The organism is Flavobacterium sp. EDS (genome assembly GCF_020991525.1).
Lineage (GTDB): Bacteria > Bacteroidota > Bacteroidia > Flavobacteriales > Flavobacteriaceae > Flavobacterium.
Map to the genome: position 1 here is coordinate 103,145 of NZ_JAJMOZ010000005.1, position 23,054 is coordinate 126,198.

At 31.4% G+C, this 23,054-nt stretch carries 23 protein-coding genes; 18 read left to right on the forward strand and 5 right to left on the reverse strand.

What is annotated here, in order from left to right:
• Positions 1 to 37: 37 nt before the first annotated feature.
• Complete coding sequence (locus LPB87_RS09410; RefSeq protein WP_230727733.1) at positions 38 to 691, reverse strand: cysteine hydrolase; 654 nt, start codon at positions 689 to 691, stop codon at positions 38 to 40.
• The gene (locus LPB87_RS09415) at positions 692 to 1,723 is read right to left on the reverse strand and encodes a nuclear transport factor 2 family protein (protein ID WP_230727734.1); all 1,032 of its coding nucleotides are present in this window, start codon (positions 1,721 to 1,723) and stop codon (positions 692 to 694) included.
• A 103-nt stretch (positions 1,724 to 1,826) separates the two neighbouring features.
• Here LPB87_RS09415 and LPB87_RS09420 point away from each other — a divergent pair, with 103 nt between their 5' ends.
• Positions 1,827 to 2,147: a MerR family transcriptional regulator gene (locus LPB87_RS09420; protein ID WP_129539169.1), complete on the forward strand. Its 321-nt coding sequence runs from the start codon at positions 1,827 to 1,829 to the stop codon at positions 2,145 to 2,147.
• A 201-nt stretch (positions 2,148 to 2,348) separates the two neighbouring features.
• Here LPB87_RS09420 and rho read toward each other — a convergent pair whose 3' ends face one another.
• Positions 2,349 to 4,172, reverse strand: a complete 1,824-nt coding sequence (gene rho, locus LPB87_RS09425; protein ID WP_230727735.1) for a transcription termination factor Rho — start codon at positions 4,170 to 4,172, stop codon at positions 2,349 to 2,351.
• A gap of 192 nt (positions 4,173 to 4,364) precedes the next feature.
• Between rho and LPB87_RS09430 the strand changes: the two genes are divergently transcribed.
• On the forward strand, positions 4,365 to 4,778 hold the full coding sequence (locus LPB87_RS09430; RefSeq protein WP_129539170.1) for a DUF4293 domain-containing protein: 414 nt from the start codon (positions 4,365 to 4,367) through the stop codon (positions 4,776 to 4,778).
• A gap of 169 nt (positions 4,779 to 4,947) precedes the next feature.
• Entirely contained in the window at positions 4,948 to 5,610 is a 663-nt protein-coding gene (locus LPB87_RS09435) for a response regulator transcription factor (protein ID WP_230727736.1), read from the forward strand.
• Between the two features lie 98 nt (positions 5,611 to 5,708).
• Here the strand turns inward: LPB87_RS09435 and LPB87_RS09440 are convergent, their stop codons facing one another.
• Positions 5,709 to 5,879, reverse strand: coding sequence for a hypothetical protein (locus LPB87_RS09440; protein ID WP_230727737.1), 171 nt, complete (start codon positions 5,877 to 5,879; stop codon positions 5,709 to 5,711).
• A gap of 413 nt (positions 5,880 to 6,292) precedes the next feature.
• Between LPB87_RS09440 and LPB87_RS09445 the strand changes: the two genes are divergently transcribed.
• Positions 6,293 to 7,987, forward strand: coding sequence for a tetratricopeptide repeat-containing sensor histidine kinase (locus tag LPB87_RS09445; RefSeq protein WP_230727738.1), 1,695 nt, complete (start codon positions 6,293 to 6,295; stop codon positions 7,985 to 7,987).
• Between the two features lie 226 nt (positions 7,988 to 8,213).
• Positions 8,214 to 9,863 carry an ATP-binding protein gene (locus LPB87_RS09450; protein ID WP_230727739.1) on the forward strand — a complete coding sequence of 550 codons (1,650 nt, stop codon included), beginning with the start codon at positions 8,214 to 8,216 and terminating at the stop codon, positions 9,861 to 9,863.
• A 1-nt stretch (position 9,864) separates the two neighbouring features.
• Here LPB87_RS09450 and LPB87_RS09455 read toward each other — a convergent pair whose 3' ends face one another.
• Positions 9,865 to 10,362, reverse strand: a complete 498-nt coding sequence (locus LPB87_RS09455) for a metallophosphoesterase family protein (protein ID WP_129539174.1) — start codon at positions 10,360 to 10,362, stop codon at positions 9,865 to 9,867.
• 285 nt (positions 10,363 to 10,647) lie between these two features.
• Here LPB87_RS09455 and truA point away from each other — a divergent pair, with 285 nt between their 5' ends.
• From truA to LPB87_RS09520, 13 genes are all read left to right on the forward strand, one after another.
• The gene (gene truA, locus LPB87_RS09460; protein ID WP_129539175.1) at positions 10,648 to 11,385 is read left to right on the forward strand and encodes a tRNA pseudouridine(38-40) synthase TruA; all 738 of its coding nucleotides are present in this window, start codon (positions 10,648 to 10,650) and stop codon (positions 11,383 to 11,385) included.
• A 90-nt stretch (positions 11,386 to 11,475) separates the two neighbouring features.
• On the forward strand, positions 11,476 to 13,230 hold the full coding sequence (locus LPB87_RS09465) for an ABC transporter ATP-binding protein (RefSeq protein WP_229987684.1): 1,755 nt from the start codon (positions 11,476 to 11,478) through the stop codon (positions 13,228 to 13,230).
• 261 nt (positions 13,231 to 13,491) lie between these two features.
• On the forward strand, positions 13,492 to 14,880 hold the full coding sequence (gene lpdA / locus LPB87_RS09470) for a dihydrolipoyl dehydrogenase (protein ID WP_129539177.1): 1,389 nt from the start codon (positions 13,492 to 13,494) through the stop codon (positions 14,878 to 14,880).
• Between the two features lie 299 nt (positions 14,881 to 15,179).
• On the forward strand, positions 15,180 to 15,803 hold the full coding sequence (locus tag LPB87_RS09475) for a class I SAM-dependent methyltransferase (protein WP_230727830.1): 624 nt from the start codon (positions 15,180 to 15,182) through the stop codon (positions 15,801 to 15,803).
• Between the two features lie 2 nt (positions 15,804 to 15,805).
• Complete coding sequence (locus LPB87_RS09480) at positions 15,806 to 16,708, forward strand: PhzF family isomerase (protein WP_230727740.1); 903 nt, start codon at positions 15,806 to 15,808, stop codon at positions 16,706 to 16,708.
• 137 nt (positions 16,709 to 16,845) lie between these two features.
• Entirely contained in the window at positions 16,846 to 17,733 is an 888-nt protein-coding gene (locus LPB87_RS09485; protein WP_230727741.1) for a DUF4349 domain-containing protein, read from the forward strand.
• Between the two features lie 9 nt (positions 17,734 to 17,742).
• On the forward strand, positions 17,743 to 18,174 hold the full coding sequence (locus tag LPB87_RS09490; RefSeq protein ID WP_230727742.1) for a GNAT family N-acetyltransferase: 432 nt from the start codon (positions 17,743 to 17,745) through the stop codon (positions 18,172 to 18,174).
• A gap of 340 nt (positions 18,175 to 18,514) precedes the next feature.
• Entirely contained in the window at positions 18,515 to 18,694 is a 180-nt protein-coding gene (locus LPB87_RS09495; RefSeq protein WP_129539184.1) for a hypothetical protein, read from the forward strand.
• 39 nt (positions 18,695 to 18,733) lie between these two features.
• Positions 18,734 to 19,075 carry a nuclear transport factor 2 family protein gene (locus LPB87_RS09500; protein WP_230727743.1) on the forward strand — a complete coding sequence of 114 codons (342 nt, stop codon included), beginning with the start codon at positions 18,734 to 18,736 and terminating at the stop codon, positions 19,073 to 19,075.
• A 47-nt stretch (positions 19,076 to 19,122) separates the two neighbouring features.
• Complete coding sequence (locus tag LPB87_RS09505) at positions 19,123 to 19,581, forward strand: hypothetical protein (protein ID WP_230727744.1); 459 nt, start codon at positions 19,123 to 19,125, stop codon at positions 19,579 to 19,581.
• A gap of 99 nt (positions 19,582 to 19,680) precedes the next feature.
• Positions 19,681 to 20,220, forward strand: a complete 540-nt coding sequence (locus LPB87_RS09510; protein WP_230727745.1) for a GNAT family N-acetyltransferase — start codon at positions 19,681 to 19,683, stop codon at positions 20,218 to 20,220.
• Between the two features lie 33 nt (positions 20,221 to 20,253).
• The gene (locus LPB87_RS09515) at positions 20,254 to 20,988 is read left to right on the forward strand and encodes a class I SAM-dependent methyltransferase (protein WP_230727746.1); all 735 of its coding nucleotides are present in this window, start codon (positions 20,254 to 20,256) and stop codon (positions 20,986 to 20,988) included.
• Positions 20,989 to 21,090: 102 nt separating this feature from the next.
• Positions 21,091 to 22,590 (forward strand): class A beta-lactamase-related serine hydrolase, encoded by a 1,500-nt coding sequence (locus tag LPB87_RS09520; protein WP_230727747.1) that lies wholly within the window; start codon positions 21,091 to 21,093, stop codon positions 22,588 to 22,590.
• Positions 22,591 to 23,054: the final 464 nt, after the last annotated feature.

A 23,054-nucleotide genomic window follows, 5' to 3' on the forward strand; every position in this document is an offset into this window, starting at 1 on the left:
TGTTATAATCTTTTTAGAATATTAATTGGAGAAACATCTATTTCTTCACAAATTCTTCAGTTGTAAGCTGATCAGCAAAATGGTGTACAATTTCTTTAAGGAAATAATTTTGCTGTTCTTTATTGAACGCAGAGGAAGCATCTGAAATAATATAAGTATTGTAACCAATATCGTGAGCTTCCCTCATTGTACTCTCTACACAAACGTGAGTAGCATAGCCAATTAAATATAAATTCTCAATTTTATTATTTCTTAAATAAGCATCCAGGTTTGAACCTGCAAATCCACTTGCTCCTACTCTACCAGTAGCAATAAACTCTTTTTCAATGGGTTTTACAGTTTCATAAAATTGTGATCCAAATTCATCAATCGGAAAAGTTCCAGCTATTGGAATTGCCTTGCGTAAACCACTTTTCCCATTTGCAAGCTCTGGATACCCCTTTTCAAAACGCAATCCTACGTGAATCACGCTGAAATCATTTTCTCTGGCATATTGAAGTGCTTTTTCAATATTAGCAATAGAACTCAACATCATCTTATCATCTTTGACCAGGTTTTTTCTCAATTTCCCTTCTGGATGCATCCATTCATTTTGAGTTTCAATTAAAACCAATGCAGATTTTTCTTTTGTCTGGCTATTCATCAAATTTGTATTTATTATTAGTAGTATCAGAATTATTATTTTCATCATTTACATTTTTAAAGGATTTCGTATATGTTCATTAGAAACTTTTGCAACTGCTTGCCAACCATTCTCAAACTTTAAAAGTGAGATATAATCCGTTATTACATGCTCTCCTTTTCTAAAAAGCTGAGTCTTTACAACTGCGGCATTTCCAGTAACATCTATCAAATCAAATTTATACTCTAGATTTCTATCACCCGACTTTACTTTTTTAGCATCATTTTTATACTCCTCAACTATTTTAATCCAAACTGGTAATTCTAGTCTTTTTAAGTTAGTATTATCAGCTATAAGGATTGCAAAATCAGGATGAAACCCATTAGACATTTGTTCAGTATTTAAATCGTTTAGCGCTCCATTTAAAAAAGTAGTTTCAAGAAGTGTTTTTAAAACTTCCTGCTCGGAACTGACATCAATTTTGTCTTTTTCAATTACCCAACTATCGTGTAACCACTTTTCTGTAATCCGCTTTCCAGCGGTGTTATCCCACTTGATGTTGCGTTCAAAAGTAACAATCGCCCCATCAAAACCTACAATAACCCAACAATAGTCGTTCGTAGCAGCACGGTAGCATTTATATTTTATTCCGCTAATTATCGCCTCTTTATCATTCGCAATAATCTGCTCATCATGTTGCTCAATCCAAAGATTCTTAAGTTCCTTTGCTAAAGAATTATCTAATTGTCTCAAAAACGTTTCAGCAATCTTTTTTGCTTCAGCCTTCGATATCATTTTTGAATTAGAGAACTTCTTATCCATATAAGTAAACCCTAAAATCTGTTTTTCATTTTCAGATATGATAAAAGAAAAATGCTCTCCATTCTTATTTTCATTTCTATCTTTCTGATAACGAAACAGCAATGCCAATTCATTATCAGCAACCACTTTTTTGACAGAATAAAAATGATATCCAGAAGGAATAACTACTTGTTTCTGAAATTCGTTTAAATAATCTTTTTGTCCAGGAATACTATCCTGTGCCATAGGTTTTGAACTGATCATAATCATAGCAACTGTAATTAATAATAATTTTTTCATGTCATAAATTGTATTTAATTATCAATAATTGTAAATAACTTACAATTGCAAACTAACAGCTAATATTCTATATTTGCAACATTAATTGTAAATAAATTACAAAATGGGGAAATCAGATACAAATAAAGCCTTGTCATTTGACTTTAATTTTTTGGATAAGTTGATCGTTGGAATTGGTGAAGTCTCACAAATTACAGGAATCCCAACAAGACAAATTCGCTATTGGGAAGACAAGGCCATTATTAGCAGCTTAACCGAAGAAGAAGGAAAAAACAGGAGATATAACTATGAGAACATCAAAAAAATGTTACTTATAAAAGAGCTTTTAGACGAAGGTTATACGCTTGATGCAGCTGCAGAAAAGATAAAAACCAGAATGGAACTTATAGAAAATACTTTAAGTAAATTAAAAAAAGGTCAATAATCAGATCCCTAATTTATTCCTTTTAAATCCCAGAGGGATGCAAATATTTATAAAAATTCACAAAACCGTTTTACAAACCCCATTGCGGGTGACATGTATAGCAATCTAAAAAAGCAAAAAGGTTGTCTGAAAAATTACTTTTCAACAACCTTTTTGTTATATATCTTAGTGTCTTAACATCTCAGAACCTTAGTTCCTTTTTTAGTCATTCATAGAGATTAAAAACTCTTCATTATTTTTAGTTTTCTTAAAACGATCATTGATAAAGTCCATAGCTTCAACAGGATTCATATCTGAAAGGTATTTTCTCATGATCCACATTCTTTGTAATGTCTTTTCATCTAATAACATGTCATCACGACGCGTACTTGAAGAAGTTAAGTCAATTGCAGGGAAAATACGTTTGTTAGCAATCTTACGATCCAACTGTAATTCCATGTTACCTGTTCCTTTGAATTCTTCAAAAATAACTTCGTCCATTTTTGATCCTGTTTCTGTTAATGCAGTAGCAATGATACTTAATGAACCACCGTTTTCTACATTACGAGCTGCTCCAAAGAATCTTTTTGGTTTTTGCAATGCATTTGCATCAACACCACCACTTAATACTTTACCTGAAGCTGGTTGAACTGTATTATAAGCTCTTGCCAAACGCGTAATTGAGTCTAATAAAATCACCACATCATGCCCGCATTCAACCAAACGTTTTGCTTTTTCTAGTACTATATTTGCTATTTTAACATGTTCTTGAGGCTCTCTATCAAAAGTAGAAGCAATTACTTCTCCACGCACACTACGTTGCATGTCAGTAACCTCTTCTGGGCGCTCATCTATAAGAAGAACAATTAAATATACTTCTGGGTGATTTGCTGCAATAGCATTTGCAATGTCTTTTAGTAACATTGTTTTACCAGTTTTTGGCTGCGCTACAATCATACCACGCTGTCCTTTTCCTATTGGAGAGAACAAATCAATAATACGAGTTGAAATTGTACTTTGTTTTTCGGCTAATTTAAATTTTTCAGAAGGAAAAACTGGTGTTAAATGTTCGAAAGAAACACGATCACGAACTACTTGTGGATCATGTCCGTTTATTTTTAAAACACGAACTAATGGAAAAAACTTTTCTCCTTCTTTAGGAGGTCGCACTACTCCTTTTACTGTATCACCTGTTTTAAGACCAAACAATCTGATTTGTGAAGTTGATAAATAAATATCATCTGGAGAAGCTAAATAATTATAATCTGAAGAGCGTAAGAAACCATATCCATCTGGCATCATTTCCAAAACTCCTTCACTTTCGATAATTCCATCAAACTCAAAATCAGAGTCTCTGAAATTATTCTTTTTATTTTTAAAATTTGGATTCTGATTCCCGTTATTCCCGTTTTGATTTTGATTCTGATTCGGGTTTTGATTTTGGTTCGAGTTTTGATTTTGTTTATTCTGGTTCGGATTTATCTTTTTTGTCTGAACTGGCGCTTCGACTTTTTCCGATGTTGTATTTTCTGGAGTTTCAACTGAAGTTTCACTTGGAGTTTCAGTTGCTAAAGCATTTTCTTTTACTGCTTCTTTTTCTTTTTGTAAAGCGACCTTTTTTTCATAGGCCGATTTATTGAATTTGATAATTTTTGATGGCTTTTTTTCAGGAGCACTTTTTTCAGGAGATTCATCAGATTGAATAGTTTCTGCTTCTACTACTGGAACTGCTGGAATTATTGGTGTATCAAGAATTTCGCTTGTTTTATTTTCTTTTTCTTCTTCAAAAACTATATTCTTTTGAACTGTATTCTTTTGTATAGCTGCTTTTTTTACAGGAACGATTCGAGCTCTTTTAGGCTTATCATCTTCAACATCATTAACTTTTTGTTCTACTGCTGGCTTGACAGTTTCTTCTTGATGTGATAAAATAAGACCTATCAATGTCTCCTTTTTTACACCGTTAACTTTTATGGTTTTAGCTAATTTAGCTATTTCTTGAAGCTCGGAAAGCTTCATTTCTTTTAATGCAGAAATATCAAACATGAATGTTCTATGAATTTAATTAATTTTCAGAAATACTGTAAAAGAATAGGTAGTATCTTTATTTTTTTAGTTGAATCAACCGCAGTATGAAGTGCTTACGGTATTATGATGCAATAATACGAATAAAATTTTATCATACAATAGTATTTTAAAAAAAGAAAATATATTTTTGTAAAACAATTACCAGATATAATGATACAAAGAGTTCAGACTATATATTTAATTTTAACATTTGCAGTGACAGGCATTTTAATGTTTTTTGTTCCTTTATGGATCACTGCTGATGCTAAACCATATTATTTTATGCAAAATCAACTTTATGTTATTTTGCTAGGTTTAAGCACTATGCTTACTATAGTAAGTATCATTTCATACAAAAAAAGACAAAACCAGTTTGTCATGGGCAGACTGAATATCATATTAAATTTAATTTTATTAGGATTATTTGTATATCACTCACTAAACTTATCTGGAGAAACACCTGCTGTTTCGGAGAAAGGTATTGGGATGTTTCTACCTATAGTTGCTATCGTATTATTAGTATTAGCTAATAAGGCCATCAAGAAGGACGAGGATCTTGTAAAATCTGTGGATCGATTGAGGTAAACCTATAAATTTAATTTATTTTGTGCGAAGAAAACCCGAATTTTACAATTCGGGTTTTTTTGTGGAAAACAGTATCCTTATTAATACAATTACTAATAAAATAAACCCTTATGAACACTCGCATTCTTTTATTTTTACCTAAATTTGAAATTATATAGTCATCATTTTTATGAAAAACAAAATACGAGTACACCTAGCCGACGATCATCAAGTACTTATCGATGGGCTTACTAATTTATTACATACTGTTTCTGACTTTGAAGTTGTAGGATCATCTTTAAACGGAATGAATATTTACAATGATGTCACCTCAAATAATACTAGCATCTTAGTTTTAGATATAAGCATGCCTCAAAAAGATGGAATAGAGGTTCTTAAGGAGTTCTCAGAAAAAGGGTTCCCTTGTAAAGTAATAATACTTTCTAGCTACGACGATTTAAAAATCATCAAAGAAGTAATGAATCTTGGAGCCAGTGGCTACCTAACCAAAAAATGTGCAGGTGAAAACATCATCGAAGCAATTGAAGCTGTAAACAAAGGCGAAGAATATTTTTGTGACTCCGTAAGAGAGAAAATATTTACCACATTTACAAAAGGAAATCCTAAACTTAATGAACGAACTAGAGAAGAAAATTCCATTTTGAGTTCACGAGAATTAGAAATAATCACATTAATTTCACTTGAATATAGTGGTAAAGAAATTAGTGAATTACTTTTTATTAGTACCAATACTGTAGAAACACATCGCAAAAATATCATGAAAAAACTAAAGACCAAAAATACTATTGGTCTGGTAAAATATGCAATTAAAAATAATTTGATAAAATCATAAACATAAAAAAGTGCTTCAGTTTCCTGAAGCACTTTTTTTTATTCTTCACTAAATTAATTTATGCCTTTTTATTTAAGTTAATTAGTAATAGATTCATTTTAAGAAGCTGAATAACCTTCTCCTTTTCCTCCTTTATCAATATCAACAATTTTCTCTTCTTTTTCTTCTCCCAGTTGCTCATCATCTTCAGGTGCTTCACCTCCAAGATTACTGTTAAGATCTTCTCCAGCTAAATTGTAAATTTCTTCTTCTAAAAATTGTTTTGACATTTGTTATTTTATTTAAATTAGTTATTTCCCAAATCATTTTAAGACACTTTGGATTCTGTCATTATCGTTTAATGAATTACATCTTTTTACTTGTCTTTGTCTTAGCTTTTAACTTCACTTAACCAGGATAGCCTTTGATTATTTTGTCGTAATTTACTGAATTATAAAGCCTTTTAAAAATTATCTAATGACGTGTTTATACTTAAACAAACATCCTAATAATTCTCAAGACACTCACACTTTACATGTTTAATAATTAATTAAATACAAATTAATTAACCCATAAAAACAAGAACAACTAGGAACATTACTTACACAATAATAACTTTTTTTTTTCAAACAGAAAGAGATTTAATTATTAAATTTGGAACAAAATTTTAAGAATTTTTATCTAAAAATAACAATTGTATTAGATGCACAAAACTCGATTTTTCTCCTTTCTTTTTATAGTACTAATATGTTTTAGCACCAATTCTTATCCTCAAAAAAAATCGCTTCAAAAAAACGAAATTGAAAAATTAATAAAGGAAGCTGTCGAAAACTGGAAAATTAACGATTATGAGAAATCGTTAAAACAATCCCGAATTGCATTAAAACAAGCAATCGAGATCAACGATAATTACCTTATCGCATACAGTTACAATACAATAGGATTAAATTTTGATGATTTAATCATGCTCGACAAAGCTTTAATATTTTATCAAAAAGCACTATATTATGGTGATAAAATCGACAACAGTTTATTAAAAGCCAAAATTCATAACAATCTGGGGAACACCTATTTTTTTTATAAAAAAGAATATCAAAAAGGAATCAATCACTACGAAAAATCACTGGAATATAGCCAGAAATCCCCCGATAAAGCAAGAATATACCTTAAAAAATTAAATATTACCTGGGCTTATTTTGAGATTAAAAATTTTGATAAAGGTTTAGATTATTTAAATTTTGTAAATGAATTTAAACAATATGGAGATGAATCTACAAAGGTTGCTCTCAATATGTTAAATGCTTTATATAGCGACCATAAAAATGACACTATAAAAGCTGATGCCTTTTTTAAGAAAGCAATTTCTCTAGGAAATGAAAGCTATGAAAAATTTGATTTAGCCAAAACACATGAAAAATATGCAGACTTCTTATTCAGAAAACATGATTACAAAAAAGCTTACCAGAACATAATCCGACTTAATACTCTAGAAAAAGAACTAACGGAATCTATAGAATTAAAAAAGCCAAAACTTGTAGGTGTTAATCTTGAATTAGATGAATATAAAAGAGAAGTTGATAAAATAGAATCTCAATATAAAACGAAGCAACAATCTTTAATGCGGGAACAGTCCCGCAACAAAAAGATTTTTAGCATTATAGTTGCACTGTTCTTTGTTATCATCATCTTGTTTTATTTTTTCTACCAAAACACCAAACTTAAACAGAAAAACAGGCTTAAAGATGTACAAAGTAAAATACAACAAAACATCATTAATGCAAGTATCGACGGTCAGGAAAGCGAACGTAAAAAAATAGCCTTGTTTTTGCATGATAACATTAGTGCATTATTGTCTTCGGCAGGAATGCATCTAAACGTATTTTCGACACAAAATGAACCTGTATCCGAAGAAATTCTTAAAACAAAATTTATTCTAGAAGAAGCTCATGATAAAGTACGAGATTTGTCTCATGAACTCTTACCAACATTGCTAGTTCGTTTTGGTTTGTTTTATGCGCTGGAAGATTTGTGTGAAAAAAACTCAAACTCGACTCTCCTTTTCAAATATTCTTGTACTATTCCTCCTAAAACACGCTATCATGAAAAATTCGAAATAAGAATCTATTTTATAATTTCAGAACTTTTAAACAATATCATAAAACACAGTGAAGCGACCATTGCCAATGTTTCATTGGTAGAAAACAATTCAAATCTTATTATTAATGTAACCGATAACGGAAAAGGCTATAAGACCAATGAATTTAACATTGCCGAAGGTTTTGGTCTAAATCAGATTAGAGCAAGAATAAAAAATTTGAAAGGCAAAATCGAAGTTATATCCAAAATTGATATAGGAACCGCAATTAAAATTGAAGTTCCGATAATGAATCAATCATAATTTATCCATAAAAAACTTACTTATATATAAATTATCAAACATTAAATTACTTACTATTGTATTCCCAAATTCATACATGGCATTTTTGAACATCTGTTAGATATCAATAACGCTATGAATTAATTATTAAATTTGGGAGATAATCTTTAAAATTTACATATAATAATCATTGTATTAAATGCATAAAAACCGAATTATTTTATTACTCGTTATCTTGCTACTTTGTTTGAGTAATAAATTTTACTCTCAAACTAAACCTATTTCCAAAAAAGAGATACTCAAACTTTCTGACGATGCGGTAAAATTGATGCGTGAAGGTCATCATGAAAAATCACTAACACTGTCCAGAATCACATTAAACTATGCGCTAACCGCCAAAGACGCAAATCTTATTGCAAAATCGTACAACACAATAGCTGCTAATTTTGACGAACTAACCGAACCCGACAAAGCCTTATTTTATTATAACAAAGGTTTAATCTATGCAGAAAAAACTACTAACGGAGAACTTAAAAACTGGCTCTATAATAACTTAGGTAACATTTACTGTTTTAACAAGAAAGAGTACGAAAAAGGAATTTCATATTACAAAAAATCACTTTACTATAGCACTAAGATAAAAGACTCGGTACAAATTGCATTTACAAAATTAAATATCGCTTGGGCATATTTTGATATTGGTGGCTATAACGATGGCTATCCCTATTTAAACTATATAAACAAATACCACTCAAGGCATGGTGATCAATCTACTCTTGTCGTTTTAAATATGCTTAATGGTATGTATTACAATCATGCTAATAAAAATCAAAAAGCTGATTTATTTTTCAAAAAAGCAATAGAATACGGCCATCAGGGAAATGAAAAATCAGATTTATCCTTTACATATCTAGAATACTCCAAGTTTTTATCAAAAATTGGAAACGATAAAGATGCATATAAAAACCTCGCCTTGTACCATGTCCTAAATGAAGAATTAAACAATGAAGACAAATTACGAAAGGTAGATGTTGCAGGACTTAATCTAGAAGTTGACGAATACAAAAGAGATATTGATAAAATTGGAAATCAATACAAATCCAATCAGCAATCATTGTTATTAGAACAATCAAGAAACAAAAAAGTAGTCAGTATTATGATTTCACTATTTGTTATTAGTATCATCTTATTTTATTTCTTCTACCAAAATACCAAACTAAAACAAAAAAACAGATTAAAAGACATACAAGGTAAAATACAGCAAAACATAATAAACGCCAGTATTGATGGACAAGAAAGCGAACGTAAAAAGATTGCTTTGTTCTTGCATGATAATATTAGTGCATTATTATCCTCCGCAGGAATGCATTTAAACGTTTTTTCAACTCAAAACGAACCTGTCTCTGAAGAAATCCTAAAAACAAAGTTTATTCTCGAAGAAGCTCATGACAAAGTCCGTGATTTATCTCATGAGCTTTTACCTACCTTATTGGTCCGATTTGGATTGTTTTATGCGTTGGAAGATTTATGCGAAAAAAACTCCAACTCGACAATAATGTTCGAATATCAATGCACAATTCCTTCCAAAACTCGCTATCATGAAAAATTTGAAATGAGAATCTATTTTATTATTTCAGAACTTTTAAATAACATTATTAAGCATAGTGAAGCTAACATTGCTAGTATTTCATTGGTAGAGAACAACTCCAATTTGATTATTAACGTAAATGATAATGGTAAAGGTTACAAAACCAATAAGTTTCATATCATCGAAGGTTTTGGCTTAAATCAGATTAGAGCAAGAATAAAAAACCTAAAAGGGGAAATCACTGTTAAATCAATAATTGACATGGGTACCTCTATTAAAATTGAAGTTCCTATAATGCGTCAGCCGTAAATTAATTACGCTTTTCGATTTCGATAATTTCCAAATCCTTTATTTTATCACCTTCAATTACAAAACGAAGCATCGTGCGCACTTGATGAAAGCCACTTTTTCCTGCGGCACCAGGGTTCATATGTAGCAAATTGTTCTTTTTATCGAACATAACTTTAAGAATGTGTGAATGTCCACATATAAATAATTTAGGCGGATTGGATGCCATTTCTTCCTTAATTGCTGGGCTATATTTCCCTGGATACCCACCAATGTGTGTAATCCAAACCGAAACTCCTTCACACATAAATCGGTTATTCAAAGGGAATTCTAAACGCGCCTTAGCATCATCTATATTGCCATAAACACAACGTAATGGTTTTAGTTCTTTTATAGCATCAGTAACCAACAAATCACCAATATCACCTGCATGCCACACTTCATCAGCTTGTGCCACATATTTTAAAATAGTATCGTCAATATGACTATGAGTATCGGAAAGTAAAAGGATTTTTTTCAATTTTTTAAGGAGATTCAAAAGGTTGAGAGATACAAAGGTACAAAGGTTTTCTTAAAGCTACTAAGGTTCTGAGTTCCGATAGCTATCGGAACTAAGATTCTAAGGTTTTTTATGTAGAGACGCACCGCGGTGCGTCTCTACGAATAACGCTACGTAAAAAATCCTTTGAACCTTTGCACCTTTGTTCCGATAGCTATCGGAACTCAGAACCTTCAAAAAAAACTTTGAACCTAAAAAAGAAAAAACCTTTGTACCTTTACGCCTCAAAACCTTTGTACCTTTACCTTGAGATATTTTATACAATTTGCATACAACGGCACACATTATCACGGTTGGCAATACCAACCTAATGCATCCTCTGTTCAAGAAACGCTTAACAAAGCATTTTCGATTTTATTAAATACACCTATTAATTTAATGGGTGCTGGACGTACTGATACTGGTGTTCATGCTAAAGAAATGTATGCCCATTTTGATTACGATTCTCCTATTGAAGTACCAAATTTAATACACAAACTCAACTCCTATTTACCAAAAGACATTGCTATTTATGATATTATTTTGGTTGAGAACGAAGCACATTGTCGTTTTGATGCAACTAAACGCACCTATGAATATCATATAAATATTGTAAAAGACCCATTTCTTGAAGAGCTAAGTTGGTATTTTCATCAATATTTAGATGTATCCCTAATGAACGAAGCTGCTAAAATTTTGTTAAATCACACCGATTTCCAATGCTTTTCAAAGGTCAATACAGATGTAAATACATTTGATTGTAGTATTTTTGAAGCGTATTGGAAAACTGAAAATAATAAGCTGATTTTTACAATCTCGGCTAATCGTTTTTTACGTAATATGGTACGTGCCATTGTAGGTACGTTAATAAATATAGGTTTGCACAAAATTACACTGGTCGATTTTGAAAATATTATCGCCAGTAAAAGCCGAGACAAAGCAGGTTTTTCGGTTCCGGCTCACGGATTGTACTTAACTAAGGTTGAGTACGATTATATTTCCTAATAGCCCTGATTGAAATGTAAATCCTTTATTGTTTTTCCTTTAAAAACAATAAAGATTGCAATGAAAAGCAGGAAACAGCTCCTAAATAAAATGAAAGCAAAAGCATTTGATACCGGTTTATTCAAACGAATTCTTACTTATACAAAGCCTTATAAATGGCGTTACAATGGAGTGATTATCTTCGCTGTTTCGCTTTCTATTTTTGCTGCCCTTCGCCCCTATTTACTTAAAGAAACTGTAGATGGGTATATAAAAACACATGATCAATTAGGATTACTTTTTTATATAACTTTAATGGGAATTGTACTTTTACTAGAAGTGTTCTCACAGTTTTATTTCGTATACTGGGCAAACTGGCTCGGGCAGGATATTGTAAAAGATATTCGTACGAAGTTATTCAAGCATATCTTAAGCTTCAGGATGAAATACTTCGACCTAGTTCCCGTAGGACAATTGGTTACTCGTTCTGTTTCAGATATTGAGTCGATTGCCCGAATTTTCAGCCAAGGTTTATTCATGATTATTAGTGACTTGATGAAAATGCTTGTAGTCTTGATTTTTATGTTCTACATGAATTGGAAACTGACGTGGATTGTTGTTATTGCAATGCCTATTCTTGTTTATATTACTCGAATTTTTCAGCGCAAAATGCAAGTCGCTTTTGAGGAAGTTCGTACCCAAATTGCAAACATGAACTCCTTTGTACAAGAGCGTGTTACGGGTATGAAAATTGTTCAGCTTTTTAATCGTGAAAATACCGAATATGAAAGTTTCAAAGAAATAAACGGAAAACATAAAAAAGCATGGATAAAAACCATTTTATACAACTCTATCTTCTTCCCTATTGCCGACATTATTTCTTCGCTTACATTAGGTTGTATTGTTGTTTTTGGAGGTTTTAAAATTCTTAACGGCGATAATTTTACCACATTTGGAGATTTATTCTCTTACACCATGTTTATCGGAATGCTGTTTAACCCATTACGACAGATTGCAGATAAATTTAATGAGATGCAATTAGGAATGATAGCTGCCAATCGTGTTTTTGATATTATTGACACTCAGGATCATATTCAGGATACAGGAACTATCGAAGCACCTATTTTTAATGGAACTATCGAATTTAAAGAGGTTCGTTTTGGTTATATCCCAGAAGAAGAAGTTATTAAAGGAATTGATTTATCAGTCGAGGCTGGTCAAACAGTAGCAATTGTAGGCTCAACAGGAGCAGGTAAATCCACTATAATAAACTTATTGAATCGTTTTTATGAAATAAATAGCGGTACTATTTGTATCGACGGACATAATATTGAGAATTACACTTTGGCTTCGTTACGCAAACAAATTGCTGTAGTTTTACAAGATGTATTTTTATTTGCCGATACAATTTACAATAATATTACGCTTAATAATCCCGAAATAACAAAAGCTCAGGTTCTGGAAGCTGCCAAAGTAATTGGTGTTCATGATTTTATTATGAGTTTGCCTGATAATTATGATTTTGATGTAAAAGAACGTGGAGTTATGCTGTCTTCAGGTCAACGTCAGCTTATTGCATTCTTGCGCTCCTATGTAAGTAATCCTAGTATTTTAATTTTGGATGAAGCAACTTCATCTATAGATACCTACTCAGAAGAAATGATTCAGCGTGCTACCGAAACTATTACCAAAGGCAGAACTTCGATTGTTATTGCACATCGACTGGCAACAATTGTTAATGCAGACAAAATTGTGGTTATGGATAAAGGTCTTATTGTAGAACAAGGAACACATCAGGAATTGATTAATCGTGCCAATGGGTATTATAAAAATTTATACGACTCACAATTTGTGGTTGCAAATTAAGAAAGCACCTTGTTATTTGAGCCGTAGATTTACTGCTGTTTTCTCAAAAAAAAGTTGATTATTCGCTTAATTTTAGCAAATTATATCTCTTTTATTTTAATCTCTGTGAAATAGTCAATGTAAATCGACCTTGAAATAAAAATTAAACCTTTTTTTAAAATAAATCCTTAAATTCGCAATCTCTATTCATTGTTAAAAAATAGAAAATGAAATGCGTTTTTACAGCTTTCAATTTTAAAAATAAAATAAATACTTAAAAAAATGAAATACGACGTTATTGTTTTAGGAAGTGGTCCAGGCGGATATGTAACTGCCATTAGAGCATCACAATTAGGCTTTAAAGTAGCTGTAGTTGAAAAAGAAAACTTAGGTGGTGTATGCTTAAACTGGGGTTGTATACCAACAAAAGCATTGCTAAAATCAGCACAAGTTTTTGATTATCTAAAACACGCTTCCGATTACGGATTGACTGTTTCTGAATTCGATAAAGATTTCCCAGCGGTTGTACAACGTAGTCGTGGTGTTGCTGAAGGAATGAGCAAAGGTGTTCAATTCTTGATGAAGAAAAATAAAATCGACGTTATCGATGGTTTTGGAAAATTAAAACCAGGAAAAAAACTTGACGTTACAGATAAAGATAATAAAGTTACAGAATATAGTGCTGACCATATCATTATTGCAACTGGAGCTCGTTCTCGTGAGTTACCAAACTTACCTCAAGATGGAGTAAAAGTAATAGGATACCGTCAGGCAATGACATTACCAACACAACCAAAATCAATGATCATCGTTGGTTCAGGAGCTATTGGAGTTGAATTTGCACACTTTTACAACTCAATGGGAACACAAGTTACTATTGTAGAATTCATGCCAAACGTAGTTCCTGTTGAAGACGAAGATATCTCAAAACAATTTGAGCGTTCATTGAAAAAAGCAGGTATAAAAATCATGACTAACTCTTCAGTTGAGCGTATTGATACAACTGGTGCTGGTGTAAAAGCATTTGTTAAAACTGCAAAAGGTGAAGAAGTTCTTGAGGCTGATATCGTACTTTCGGCTGTTGGAATCAAAACTAACATCGAAAATATCGGTCTTGAAGAAGTAGGAATTGCTGTAGACAGAGATAAAATCTTAGTAAACGCTTACAACCAAACAAATATCCCTGGATATTATGCTATTGGTGATGTTACTCCAGGCCAAGCATTAGCTCACGTAGCTTCTGCTGAAGGAATTAACTGTGTAGAAAAAATTGCTGGTTTACACGTAGATCCAATTGATTACGGAAACGTACCTGGATGTACTTATGCAACTCCAGAAATTGCTTCTGTAGGTTTAACAGAGAAACAAGCTAAAGAAAAAGGATACGAATTAAAAATTGGTAAATTCCCATTCTCTGCATCAGGAAAAGCAAAAGCTGCTGGAACTCCAGATGGTTTTGTAAAAGTAATCTTCGATGCTAAATATGGCGAATGGTTAGGATGTCACATGATTGGTGCTGGTGTTACTGATATGATTGCTGAAGCAGTTGTAGCACGTAAACTAGAAACTACAGGACATGAAATCCTAAAATCTATCCACCCTCACCCAACAATGAGCGAAGCTGTTATGGAAGCTGTTGCAGATGCATATGGCGAAGTAATTCACTTATAAGAACTAACGTAAAAATGTACAATAATACATTTTTATAGTTATATATAATTTTCAATTTAAAATCCGATTTGTGAAAGCAAGTCGGATTTTTTTATGGCCTGATCCGAAAATGGATCAGGCTTTCGGTTTTATCTTTTGTTTAGCGGCGCTCACAAAGAGATATCGCCTCTATCCTTCACGAAAAAATCATAATAAATTCACTTTTAAATTCGTATTTTCGTTAAGCTAAAAATGGCCTAATAACTCCTATAATAAGAATGTTACATGTAGTTATAAAAGCAATAACCCCTACAGAAATTATGAATGATTCTTGGACCGAAAGATGGAATGACCGATATAGTACAGATGAATTTGCTTATGGTGAACATCCAAACAACTATTTAAAAGAACAATTAGAAAAACTAAACACGGGAACAATCCTTTTCCCTGCTGAAGGAGAAGGTCGAAATGCTGTTTTTGCTGCCAAACTTGGCTGGACAGTTTCGGCATTTGATATTAGTATCGAAGGAAAAAATAAAGCCTTACGACTTGCCAAAGCAAGCGATGTAAGCATTGACTATCAAGTTGGCGAATTACAAACATTAAATTATACCCCTGAACAATTTGATGCAATTGCCTTAATTTATGCGCACTTTCCTGGTAATATTAAATCATTGTACCATAAAACACTTAGCAGCTATTTACGCAAAGGAGGATTACTAATTTTTGAAGCATTTAGTAAGAACCATATCGAATACAATTCAAAAAACGAAAAAATTGGCGGGCCAAAAGAACTGGACATGCTATTTTCTATTGATGAGATAAAAGCTGACTTTCCGGATTATGATATTATCGAATTAACAGAGAAAGAAATAGAATTAAATGAAGGTCTTTTTCATAACGGAAAAGGTTCCGTAATACGATTTGTGGGTCAAAAAAAGTAACAATGAAAAAAAGAATAGCATACCAAATTGATTCTTTCACAAAAGAAAAGTTCAAAGGAAATCCGGCAGGAGTAATTGTAAATGCAGAAGGACTGAATGATTACCAAATGCAACAAATAGCAAGAGAATTAAACAACTCAGAAACAGCCTTTCTGTTCCCTCCTGATAATGATGATTGCGATGGAATAATACGATACTTTACACCAAGTACCGAAGTTCCAATTTGCGGACATGCTACAATTGCAGCAATGTATGCAAAAGCAATTGAAGATAATTTAGATTCTTGTGTATTAAAATTTAAAACCAAGGTTGGTATTCTTCCTTTTGAAATTATCAAAAATAATGGAGATTATCAAGTTGTAATGACACAAGGAACTTTTGAATTAAGTCCAACATTCGATAAAGACATCATCATCAAAATGTTAACTGCATTAGGCCTAGAAGAATCTGATACTGATAAAAATTGCCCTATTCAGATAGCATCTACAGGACATTCTAAAGTTATGATAGGAATTAAAAGTCGAGAAAAGCTGAACAGTCTATCACCAGACTACAATGCAATAGCCGATTTAAGTACTATTATTAACTGCAACGGTTATTTTGTCTTTACTTTTGATTCAGACAGCAAAGACATTTTAACCTATGGTCGAATGTTTGCACCTTCAATTGGTATAAATGAAGACCCTGTTACAGGTAATGCAAACGGACCATTGGGAGGATATTTGATTCAGAATAGAATTGTTGAATTTAAAGACAATACATTTGAATTTAATGGTCGACAAGGTGAAAAAATCGATAGACTTGGCGTAATAAATGTTAAAGTTAAGATTGAAAATAACAAACCTTCATTAATCCAAATAAAGGGAGATGCTGTAGTTGTATTTAGAACTGAAATAGAAATTTAGGGATAACCTATAAACTCCCTTAATACCTTTTATTTTTGTATAAAATTTATCTAATCTTACAATATATTATTTTTTTAAAATATAAAAAACTATATTAGTTGATCATTTTTTATCATCAACGCCAAAATCAATCATACATGAAACCAACATCTTTTAGCATACTATTTTTTTTATTGATAGTTTTATTTTCTTGTAACTCTAACAACAATGATGCTAAATATGCTGTTGCAGCAGATGCTACATTGTCTGAAGAACCTGCAGCTGTAGAGTCTGTAGCGGAGCTCTCAATGTCTGAAAAAGACAAAGCAACGGATAAAGATGATACAGAACTTAAAACTGTTGAACCTGCATTGATTAAAAAGAAAATAATAAAAGATGGAAACATTTCAGTTAAAACAAATGATATTGCAATAAGCAAAAAAAACATAGACGAATTGTTGAAAAAACTAAACGCCTATTATGAAACTGAAGATCTTCAAAATAACGATCAGGCTATCTCTTATAATTTAAAAATAAGAGTTCCAGCTGCTAACTTTGAAAAATTAATTTCTAGTATAGAAAATGGCAAAGATGAACTTACGAGCAAAAATATACAAGCTAGAGATGTAACGGAAGAATTTGTTGATATTACAACTCGTTTGGCCAATAAAAGAGAATATTTAAAACGCTATAAAGAGTTGCTTTCGAAGGCTTCAACTGTAAAAGATATTCTTGCAATTGAGGAGAACATTCGAGTAATCGAAGAAGAAATAGAAAGTAAAGAAGGACGTTTGAAATACCTTAGCGATCAAGTGTCATTTAGTACTTTGGCTTTGAACTTATATAAAGAAAAAGAATATGTCTACAAGCCACAAGCGCAAGACAAATTTTCGGAAAGAATTAAAAATTCTATTAGTGAAGGATGGACCTCAATCATTGATTTTTTACTTTGGACTATTGCAATTTGGCCATTTATCATCCTAATAACTGGTATCGTATATATTGTCCGAAAAATTAAAAGAAAACGTAAAAATAAGGTACAATAATAATTTATAATGAAAATCAGAGAGATCAGAAAAAGTGACCTTGACTCTTTAAGAAATATATTTTTAAAAGAAAGACAAACAACATTTTCTTGGGTAGACTCGGCTACATATAGCTTACAAGATTTTGATATAGAAACAAAAGGTGAATGCATCCTAACCGCAATTTCTGATAATATTGCAATAGGATTTATTTCAGTGTGGGCCGAAGACAATTTTATTCATCATTTGTATGTAGAGCAAAAGTACCATGGTAAAGGCATAGGAACTCAGTTATTGAAAGCAGTTCTTAATAGATCTGATTTCCCTGTTACGTTAAAATGTTTGGAGAATAATACACAAGCTGTAAATTTTTATAAGAATAAAGGTTTTATCGAAAAAGAGAGAGGACAATCTGAACAAGGGACATATATTCTATTTCAATTATTGAAAAATATAGAATAACATCATCTTGACTCTACTCTTTTTTAACAAAGAACACTTATAATTCTGCAAACATTTAATTTTACATTGGTTAATCTCGACTAAGTAAAGCCATAATTTATAGATTAGTAACTTAGATTTTTCAGTCTTATAATCCGCTCCATAGCAAATAGACATAAAGAAAAATCAAAAAATTATATTATTTATGAAATACAAAAAAATTTTAATTACGTTTCTGATATTCATTATGTTTTATGTAATATTTATCTCTCCCTTCTTAATAAATTCGTGGGGGTACATAATTGATAAAAATTACCACATTCCTAAAGAATCTAACTTATTTATTTTTAACGCTACTGTCATGCAAAATGGTTCTAGTGACGCTTGGATATATGGAGAAGATTATAATAATTATTACTACAACGGAGGATTAAAATCTGAAGATGTTATTTCAATATCTAAGAAAAAAATAAAAGACTGTCTAGATTTTAATCCTGTAAATATATGTTCTTGGTGTGGAGTAAAAACTCTTCATGAGTAATATCTTAACTGCTCATGAACAAATAAAATTCCCTTAAAAATGACAATAGACCAAATTATTGATGATCAAATGTTGGCTTTTAACAATAGAGACATAAAAAACATGATGTCTTTATATAGTGACGAAATCAAAGTCTTCAATTTTCCAGACAATACAATAACCGTAGATGGTATAAATGAATGCAAAAAAATGTTTATCACACTATTCGATAATTCACCAAAGCTTTATGCAGAAATAATTAACACCATAACTTTTGATAATAAAGTAATTGTTCACGAATACGTATATGGTCGAAATGGTAGTGATGATAAAACAGAACAAATCGTTATTTTTGAAGTAAATAATCAAAAAATAACACGAATGGACTTGATACGAAAATAGACATTTTAAATTTTCAAAAGCAATAGGTACCATTCATATAATGAACTATGAAAACATTTCAAAATGAAATAATAATTGAGTTGTTAAATGCCATGGATGAATTTAAGACTATAGCAGGACAACTAATTAATAAAGTAATCACTGAAACGAAGCAACCTGAAATTGAAGCAATCGGGAAAGGGAATTATGACGAAATCGAAAATGCCGATTTCTTAAACGGAGAAAAGATATTATCTGATAATTGGTATTATGATGTTCATGGGGAACATTGTATGTTTGAAAACACAATAACCGGACAAACGTTAGAAGTTTCTCTTGGTCATAAAGAACATATTGCAAATTTAGATCCTTATTTTTTCTATAATTTCCTTAAAACAACCAAGCATCTTGCACATCTTACCAAGCACTTTGAAAGGCCTTTTAAAGATATGTTGGATTTATTTGAAGATTTAGAACAGAAAAAATTATTAAAACATATTCATAGAATCGAATATAGAAAATATTGATAACTTATCTAATTAGCTTTCAACTATCTAAAATTAAAGTATTAGGATAAGTATTAATTTATTTTCATAATTTCACTCTTCTTTTAAAACCAAAATGTTATGAAATTAGATTTTAATAAATTCCCAAAACTCAAAACTCAAAGATTAATTTTGAGGAATCTCGAAAATCAGGATTTCGAACGCATCCATAAATTACATTCTGATCCAATTGTAAACTCATTTGTAGGCAGAGACAATTCTTCTAATATAGAAAAAGCAAAGGCTTACATCATTAGAATGAATAATTTGATTGCAAAAAATGAATGTCTTTATTGGGTAATCACAACAAAAGAAAAAAATGATTTAATAGGCTCTATTTGTCTTTGGAATTTTGATCTTGAGAATAAAATTGTCGAAATTGGTTACGAAATGTTATCGCAATACCAAGGAAAAGGTTTTATGACAGAAGCTTTAAAAGAAGTTGTAAAACATGCTTTTGAAGAAATAAACTCGACTATAATAACTGCATTTCCTTCCTCGGACAATATCAATTCAGTATCAATTTTAAAAAAACTTAATTTTGTATACGAAGATAAACCCTATAATAATACACATCAAGATATAGCGAATTTGGTAACGTATACATTGAGAAACGTATAAGAAAAACCTCTGCTACAAAAAACAATATCGCACATGAAACAGAATAAATACGACGACGAATCCTTTTTCGAAAATTATGGTAAAATGCCTCGTTCTGCCGAAGGATTAAATGCCGCTGGCGAATGGTATATTTTACGCGAAATGTTACCTGAATTTAAATCCAAAAATGTTCTTGATCTAGGATGCGGATATGGCTGGCATTGTATTTATGCCAAACAACAAGGTGCCACAAAAGTCATTGGCATCGATTTGTCTCAAAAAATGATTGAAAAAGCTAAAGAGAATTCAAAAGACTTAGCAATAGATTACAGACAAATGGCAATTGAGGATATCGACTTTAAGCCAGAAGAATTTGATATTGTGATTAGCTCACTTGCTTTTCATTATGTAGAAAATATAAAAGACATTTTTGATAGAATCAATACCTATCTAAAAAAAGGAGGAAGCTTTGTTTTTTCAATGGAACACCCTGCATTTACCTCTCGTCCAGAGCAAGATTGGTTTACTGACTCAGATGGAAATCGCCTGCACTGGCCAATAGATAATTACCAAGATGAAGGAATAAGGCACACACATTTTTTAGGTCATGAGGTAATTAAGTACCATCGAACTTTTGAAACTATTGTGAACACCTTAATCAATGCAGGTTTTACAATTAAACAAATATCAGAACCAAAACCTTCAGAGGAAATACTGGAGAAATATCCTGAAATGATTGATGAAGCCAGAAGGCCCATTTTTATATTGATTTCGGCGGTTAAGAATTAAACTTACTATTTAAATAAAATAATTATCTGAATAGTAAGACATTGATAAAATGATTTTTGTAACAAAAGAATTCATATTACGTCATATAAAAAATCATCAATCATGACAATCAAAACAATCAATCATTATTTATTACTGTTATTTTTTCTAGCATCGCTCTCATTATCAGCTCAAGTTGATAAAAAATCCGATATATATAAAACTATTATTTCCAGAGATAGTTTGCTCTTTAAAGTGGGCTTTAATACTTGCAACATCAATCAATTTGAAACATTACTAACCGAAGATTTCGAATTTTTCCATGACGAAGACAGCATATCAAACAAAAAAAAGTTCTTATATAACCTTCGTAACGGATTGTGTACTCCTTCTAAAACCTATAAATTAAGAAGAGATTTAATTCCTGGAACTACCGAAATTTATCCACTTTATAAAAACAAAGTACTCTATGGTGCAATACAAATAGGAATGCATCAATTTTACAGGATAACTACTGACAAAAAAGAAACTCCTGGGAGTATTGGCCGTTTTACACACTTATGGCTGCTACAAAAAGGAACTTGGAAACTATCACGATCACTTAGTTACGACCATAAAAATAATAGTGCTGTAACAAATAAAACTACATTTTTTGACAATGATGTCGAAATTGAAAAATGGCTTAAAGAAAATAACGTCCCAACTCTAGGTCTTGGAATAATCAATGCTGGAAAACTACAGCAGATTAAAGTATTTGGTGAACTAAAAAAAGGAATAGCAGCACCATACAATACCATTTTTAATGTTGCCTCGCTCACTAAACCAATTACGGCTATGGTAACTCTTAAATTAGTCAGCTTAGGCAAATGGGACTTAGATGAACCTCTTAACAAATATTGGACTGATCCAGATATTGTAAATGACCCAAGAACAAAAAAAATTACTACAAGATATATCTTAAGCCATCAAACTGGTTTCCCTAATTGGCGTTGGAATAATCCAGACAAAAAGTTACGCTTTGATTTTGAACCCGGAACAAAATACCAATATTCAGGTGAAGGTTTTGAATATTTACGAAAAGCATTAGAAAAAAAATTCAATAAAACCCTTGATCAATTAGCCAAAGAATTAATTTTTAGTCCTTTGCAAATGAATGACACCAATTATATCTGGGACAAAAAAACAGACGAATCACGTTTTGCAATTGGGTATGATCCAAAAGGAAATACATACGAAACGGAGAAAAGAAAAACTGCAAATGCAGCCGATGATCTATTGACAACTATTGAAGATTATGGAAATTTTTTGGTTAGTGTTATGAATGGTGATGGGTTATCCCAAAAAGTTTTTGATGACATGAAAACAAATCAGGTAGAAATGAAAGCCAAAGAATATTATGGTTTAGGTCTTGTTATCTACGATTTAGGAAACGGAGAAATAGCCTTATCCCATGGTGGCGCAGACCAAGGAGTGCAAACAATCTTTTTTATACTTCCAAAAACAAAACAAGGAATACTAATTTTTACTAATGTTGATGATGGATATAAAGTATATCAAAAACTACTTTTTCATTATTTAGGAGATAACGGAAAAAAAATATTCGAAATCGAAACCAAAAACTAATTCGAAATAAAAACCATGAATACTATTAATCAAGATAACCAAATTAGATGTCCAAAATGTCATTCAACACAAATATATGTAGACAAAAAAGGCTTCAGCGGAAAAAAAGCATGTTGTGGAGCAATCCTCGCTGGTCCCCTAGGTCTCTTATGCGGTACTCATAAATCAAATAAAATTAGAATGACTTGTTTAAATTGTAAACGTAGCTGGTAAATGAAACTAGATGATTTTACTTTAGGCTGTCACGGAATCCCCGAAAGGTGCTATAAAATTAACAACAAACATATGCCTTTTTGTGCAAGGTGCTTAGGCGCAAGCATAGGACATATCTTTTGCGCCATTTGTTACTTTTTTTATTTCCTCCCACCCTTTTACTTTTCGATAATTGGTTTAACATTAATCCTCGCTGATTGGTATTTTCAAAATTCATTACACAAATACCATAGTAACTTCATGAGACTAAT

Coding starts and splice junctions, on each gene's coding strand:
- LPB87_RS09410 (WP_230727733.1), bottom strand. CDS start 691: ATGATGAAAATAATAATTCTGATACTACTAATAATAAATACAAATTTG.
- LPB87_RS09415 (WP_230727734.1), bottom strand. CDS start 1,723: ATGAAAAAATTATTATTAATTACAGTTGCTATGATTATGATCAGTTCA.
- LPB87_RS09420 (WP_129539169.1), top strand. CDS start 1,827: ATGGGGAAATCAGATACAAATAAAGCCTTGTCATTTGACTTTAATTTT.
- rho (WP_230727735.1), bottom strand. CDS start 4,172: ATGTTTGATATTTCTGCATTAAAAGAAATGAAGCTTTCCGAGCTTCAA.
- LPB87_RS09430 (WP_129539170.1), top strand. CDS start 4,365: ATGATACAAAGAGTTCAGACTATATATTTAATTTTAACATTTGCAGTG.
- LPB87_RS09435 (WP_230727736.1), top strand. CDS start 4,948: ATGAAAAACAAAATACGAGTACACCTAGCCGACGATCATCAAGTACTT.
- LPB87_RS09440 (WP_230727737.1), bottom strand. CDS start 5,879: ATGTCAAAACAATTTTTAGAAGAAGAAATTTACAATTTAGCTGGAGAA.
- LPB87_RS09445 (WP_230727738.1), top strand. CDS start 6,293: ATGCACAAAACTCGATTTTTCTCCTTTCTTTTTATAGTACTAATATGT.
- LPB87_RS09465 (WP_229987684.1), top strand. CDS start 11,476: ATGAAAGCAAAAGCATTTGATACCGGTTTATTCAAACGAATTCTTACT.
- lpdA (WP_129539177.1), top strand. CDS start 13,492: ATGAAATACGACGTTATTGTTTTAGGAAGTGGTCCAGGCGGATATGTA.
- LPB87_RS09475 (WP_230727830.1), top strand. CDS start 15,180: ATGAATGATTCTTGGACCGAAAGATGGAATGACCGATATAGTACAGAT.
- LPB87_RS09480 (WP_230727740.1), top strand. CDS start 15,806: ATGAAAAAAAGAATAGCATACCAAATTGATTCTTTCACAAAAGAAAAG.
- LPB87_RS09485 (WP_230727741.1), top strand. CDS start 16,846: ATGAAACCAACATCTTTTAGCATACTATTTTTTTTATTGATAGTTTTA.
- LPB87_RS09490 (WP_230727742.1), top strand. CDS start 17,743: ATGAAAATCAGAGAGATCAGAAAAAGTGACCTTGACTCTTTAAGAAAT.
- LPB87_RS09495 (WP_129539184.1), top strand. CDS start 18,515: ATGCAAAATGGTTCTAGTGACGCTTGGATATATGGAGAAGATTATAAT.
- LPB87_RS09500 (WP_230727743.1), top strand. CDS start 18,734: ATGACAATAGACCAAATTATTGATGATCAAATGTTGGCTTTTAACAAT.
- LPB87_RS09505 (WP_230727744.1), top strand. CDS start 19,123: ATGAAAACATTTCAAAATGAAATAATAATTGAGTTGTTAAATGCCATG.
- LPB87_RS09510 (WP_230727745.1), top strand. CDS start 19,681: ATGAAATTAGATTTTAATAAATTCCCAAAACTCAAAACTCAAAGATTA.
- LPB87_RS09515 (WP_230727746.1), top strand. CDS start 20,254: ATGAAACAGAATAAATACGACGACGAATCCTTTTTCGAAAATTATGGT.
- LPB87_RS09520 (WP_230727747.1), top strand. CDS start 21,091: ATGACAATCAAAACAATCAATCATTATTTATTACTGTTATTTTTTCTA.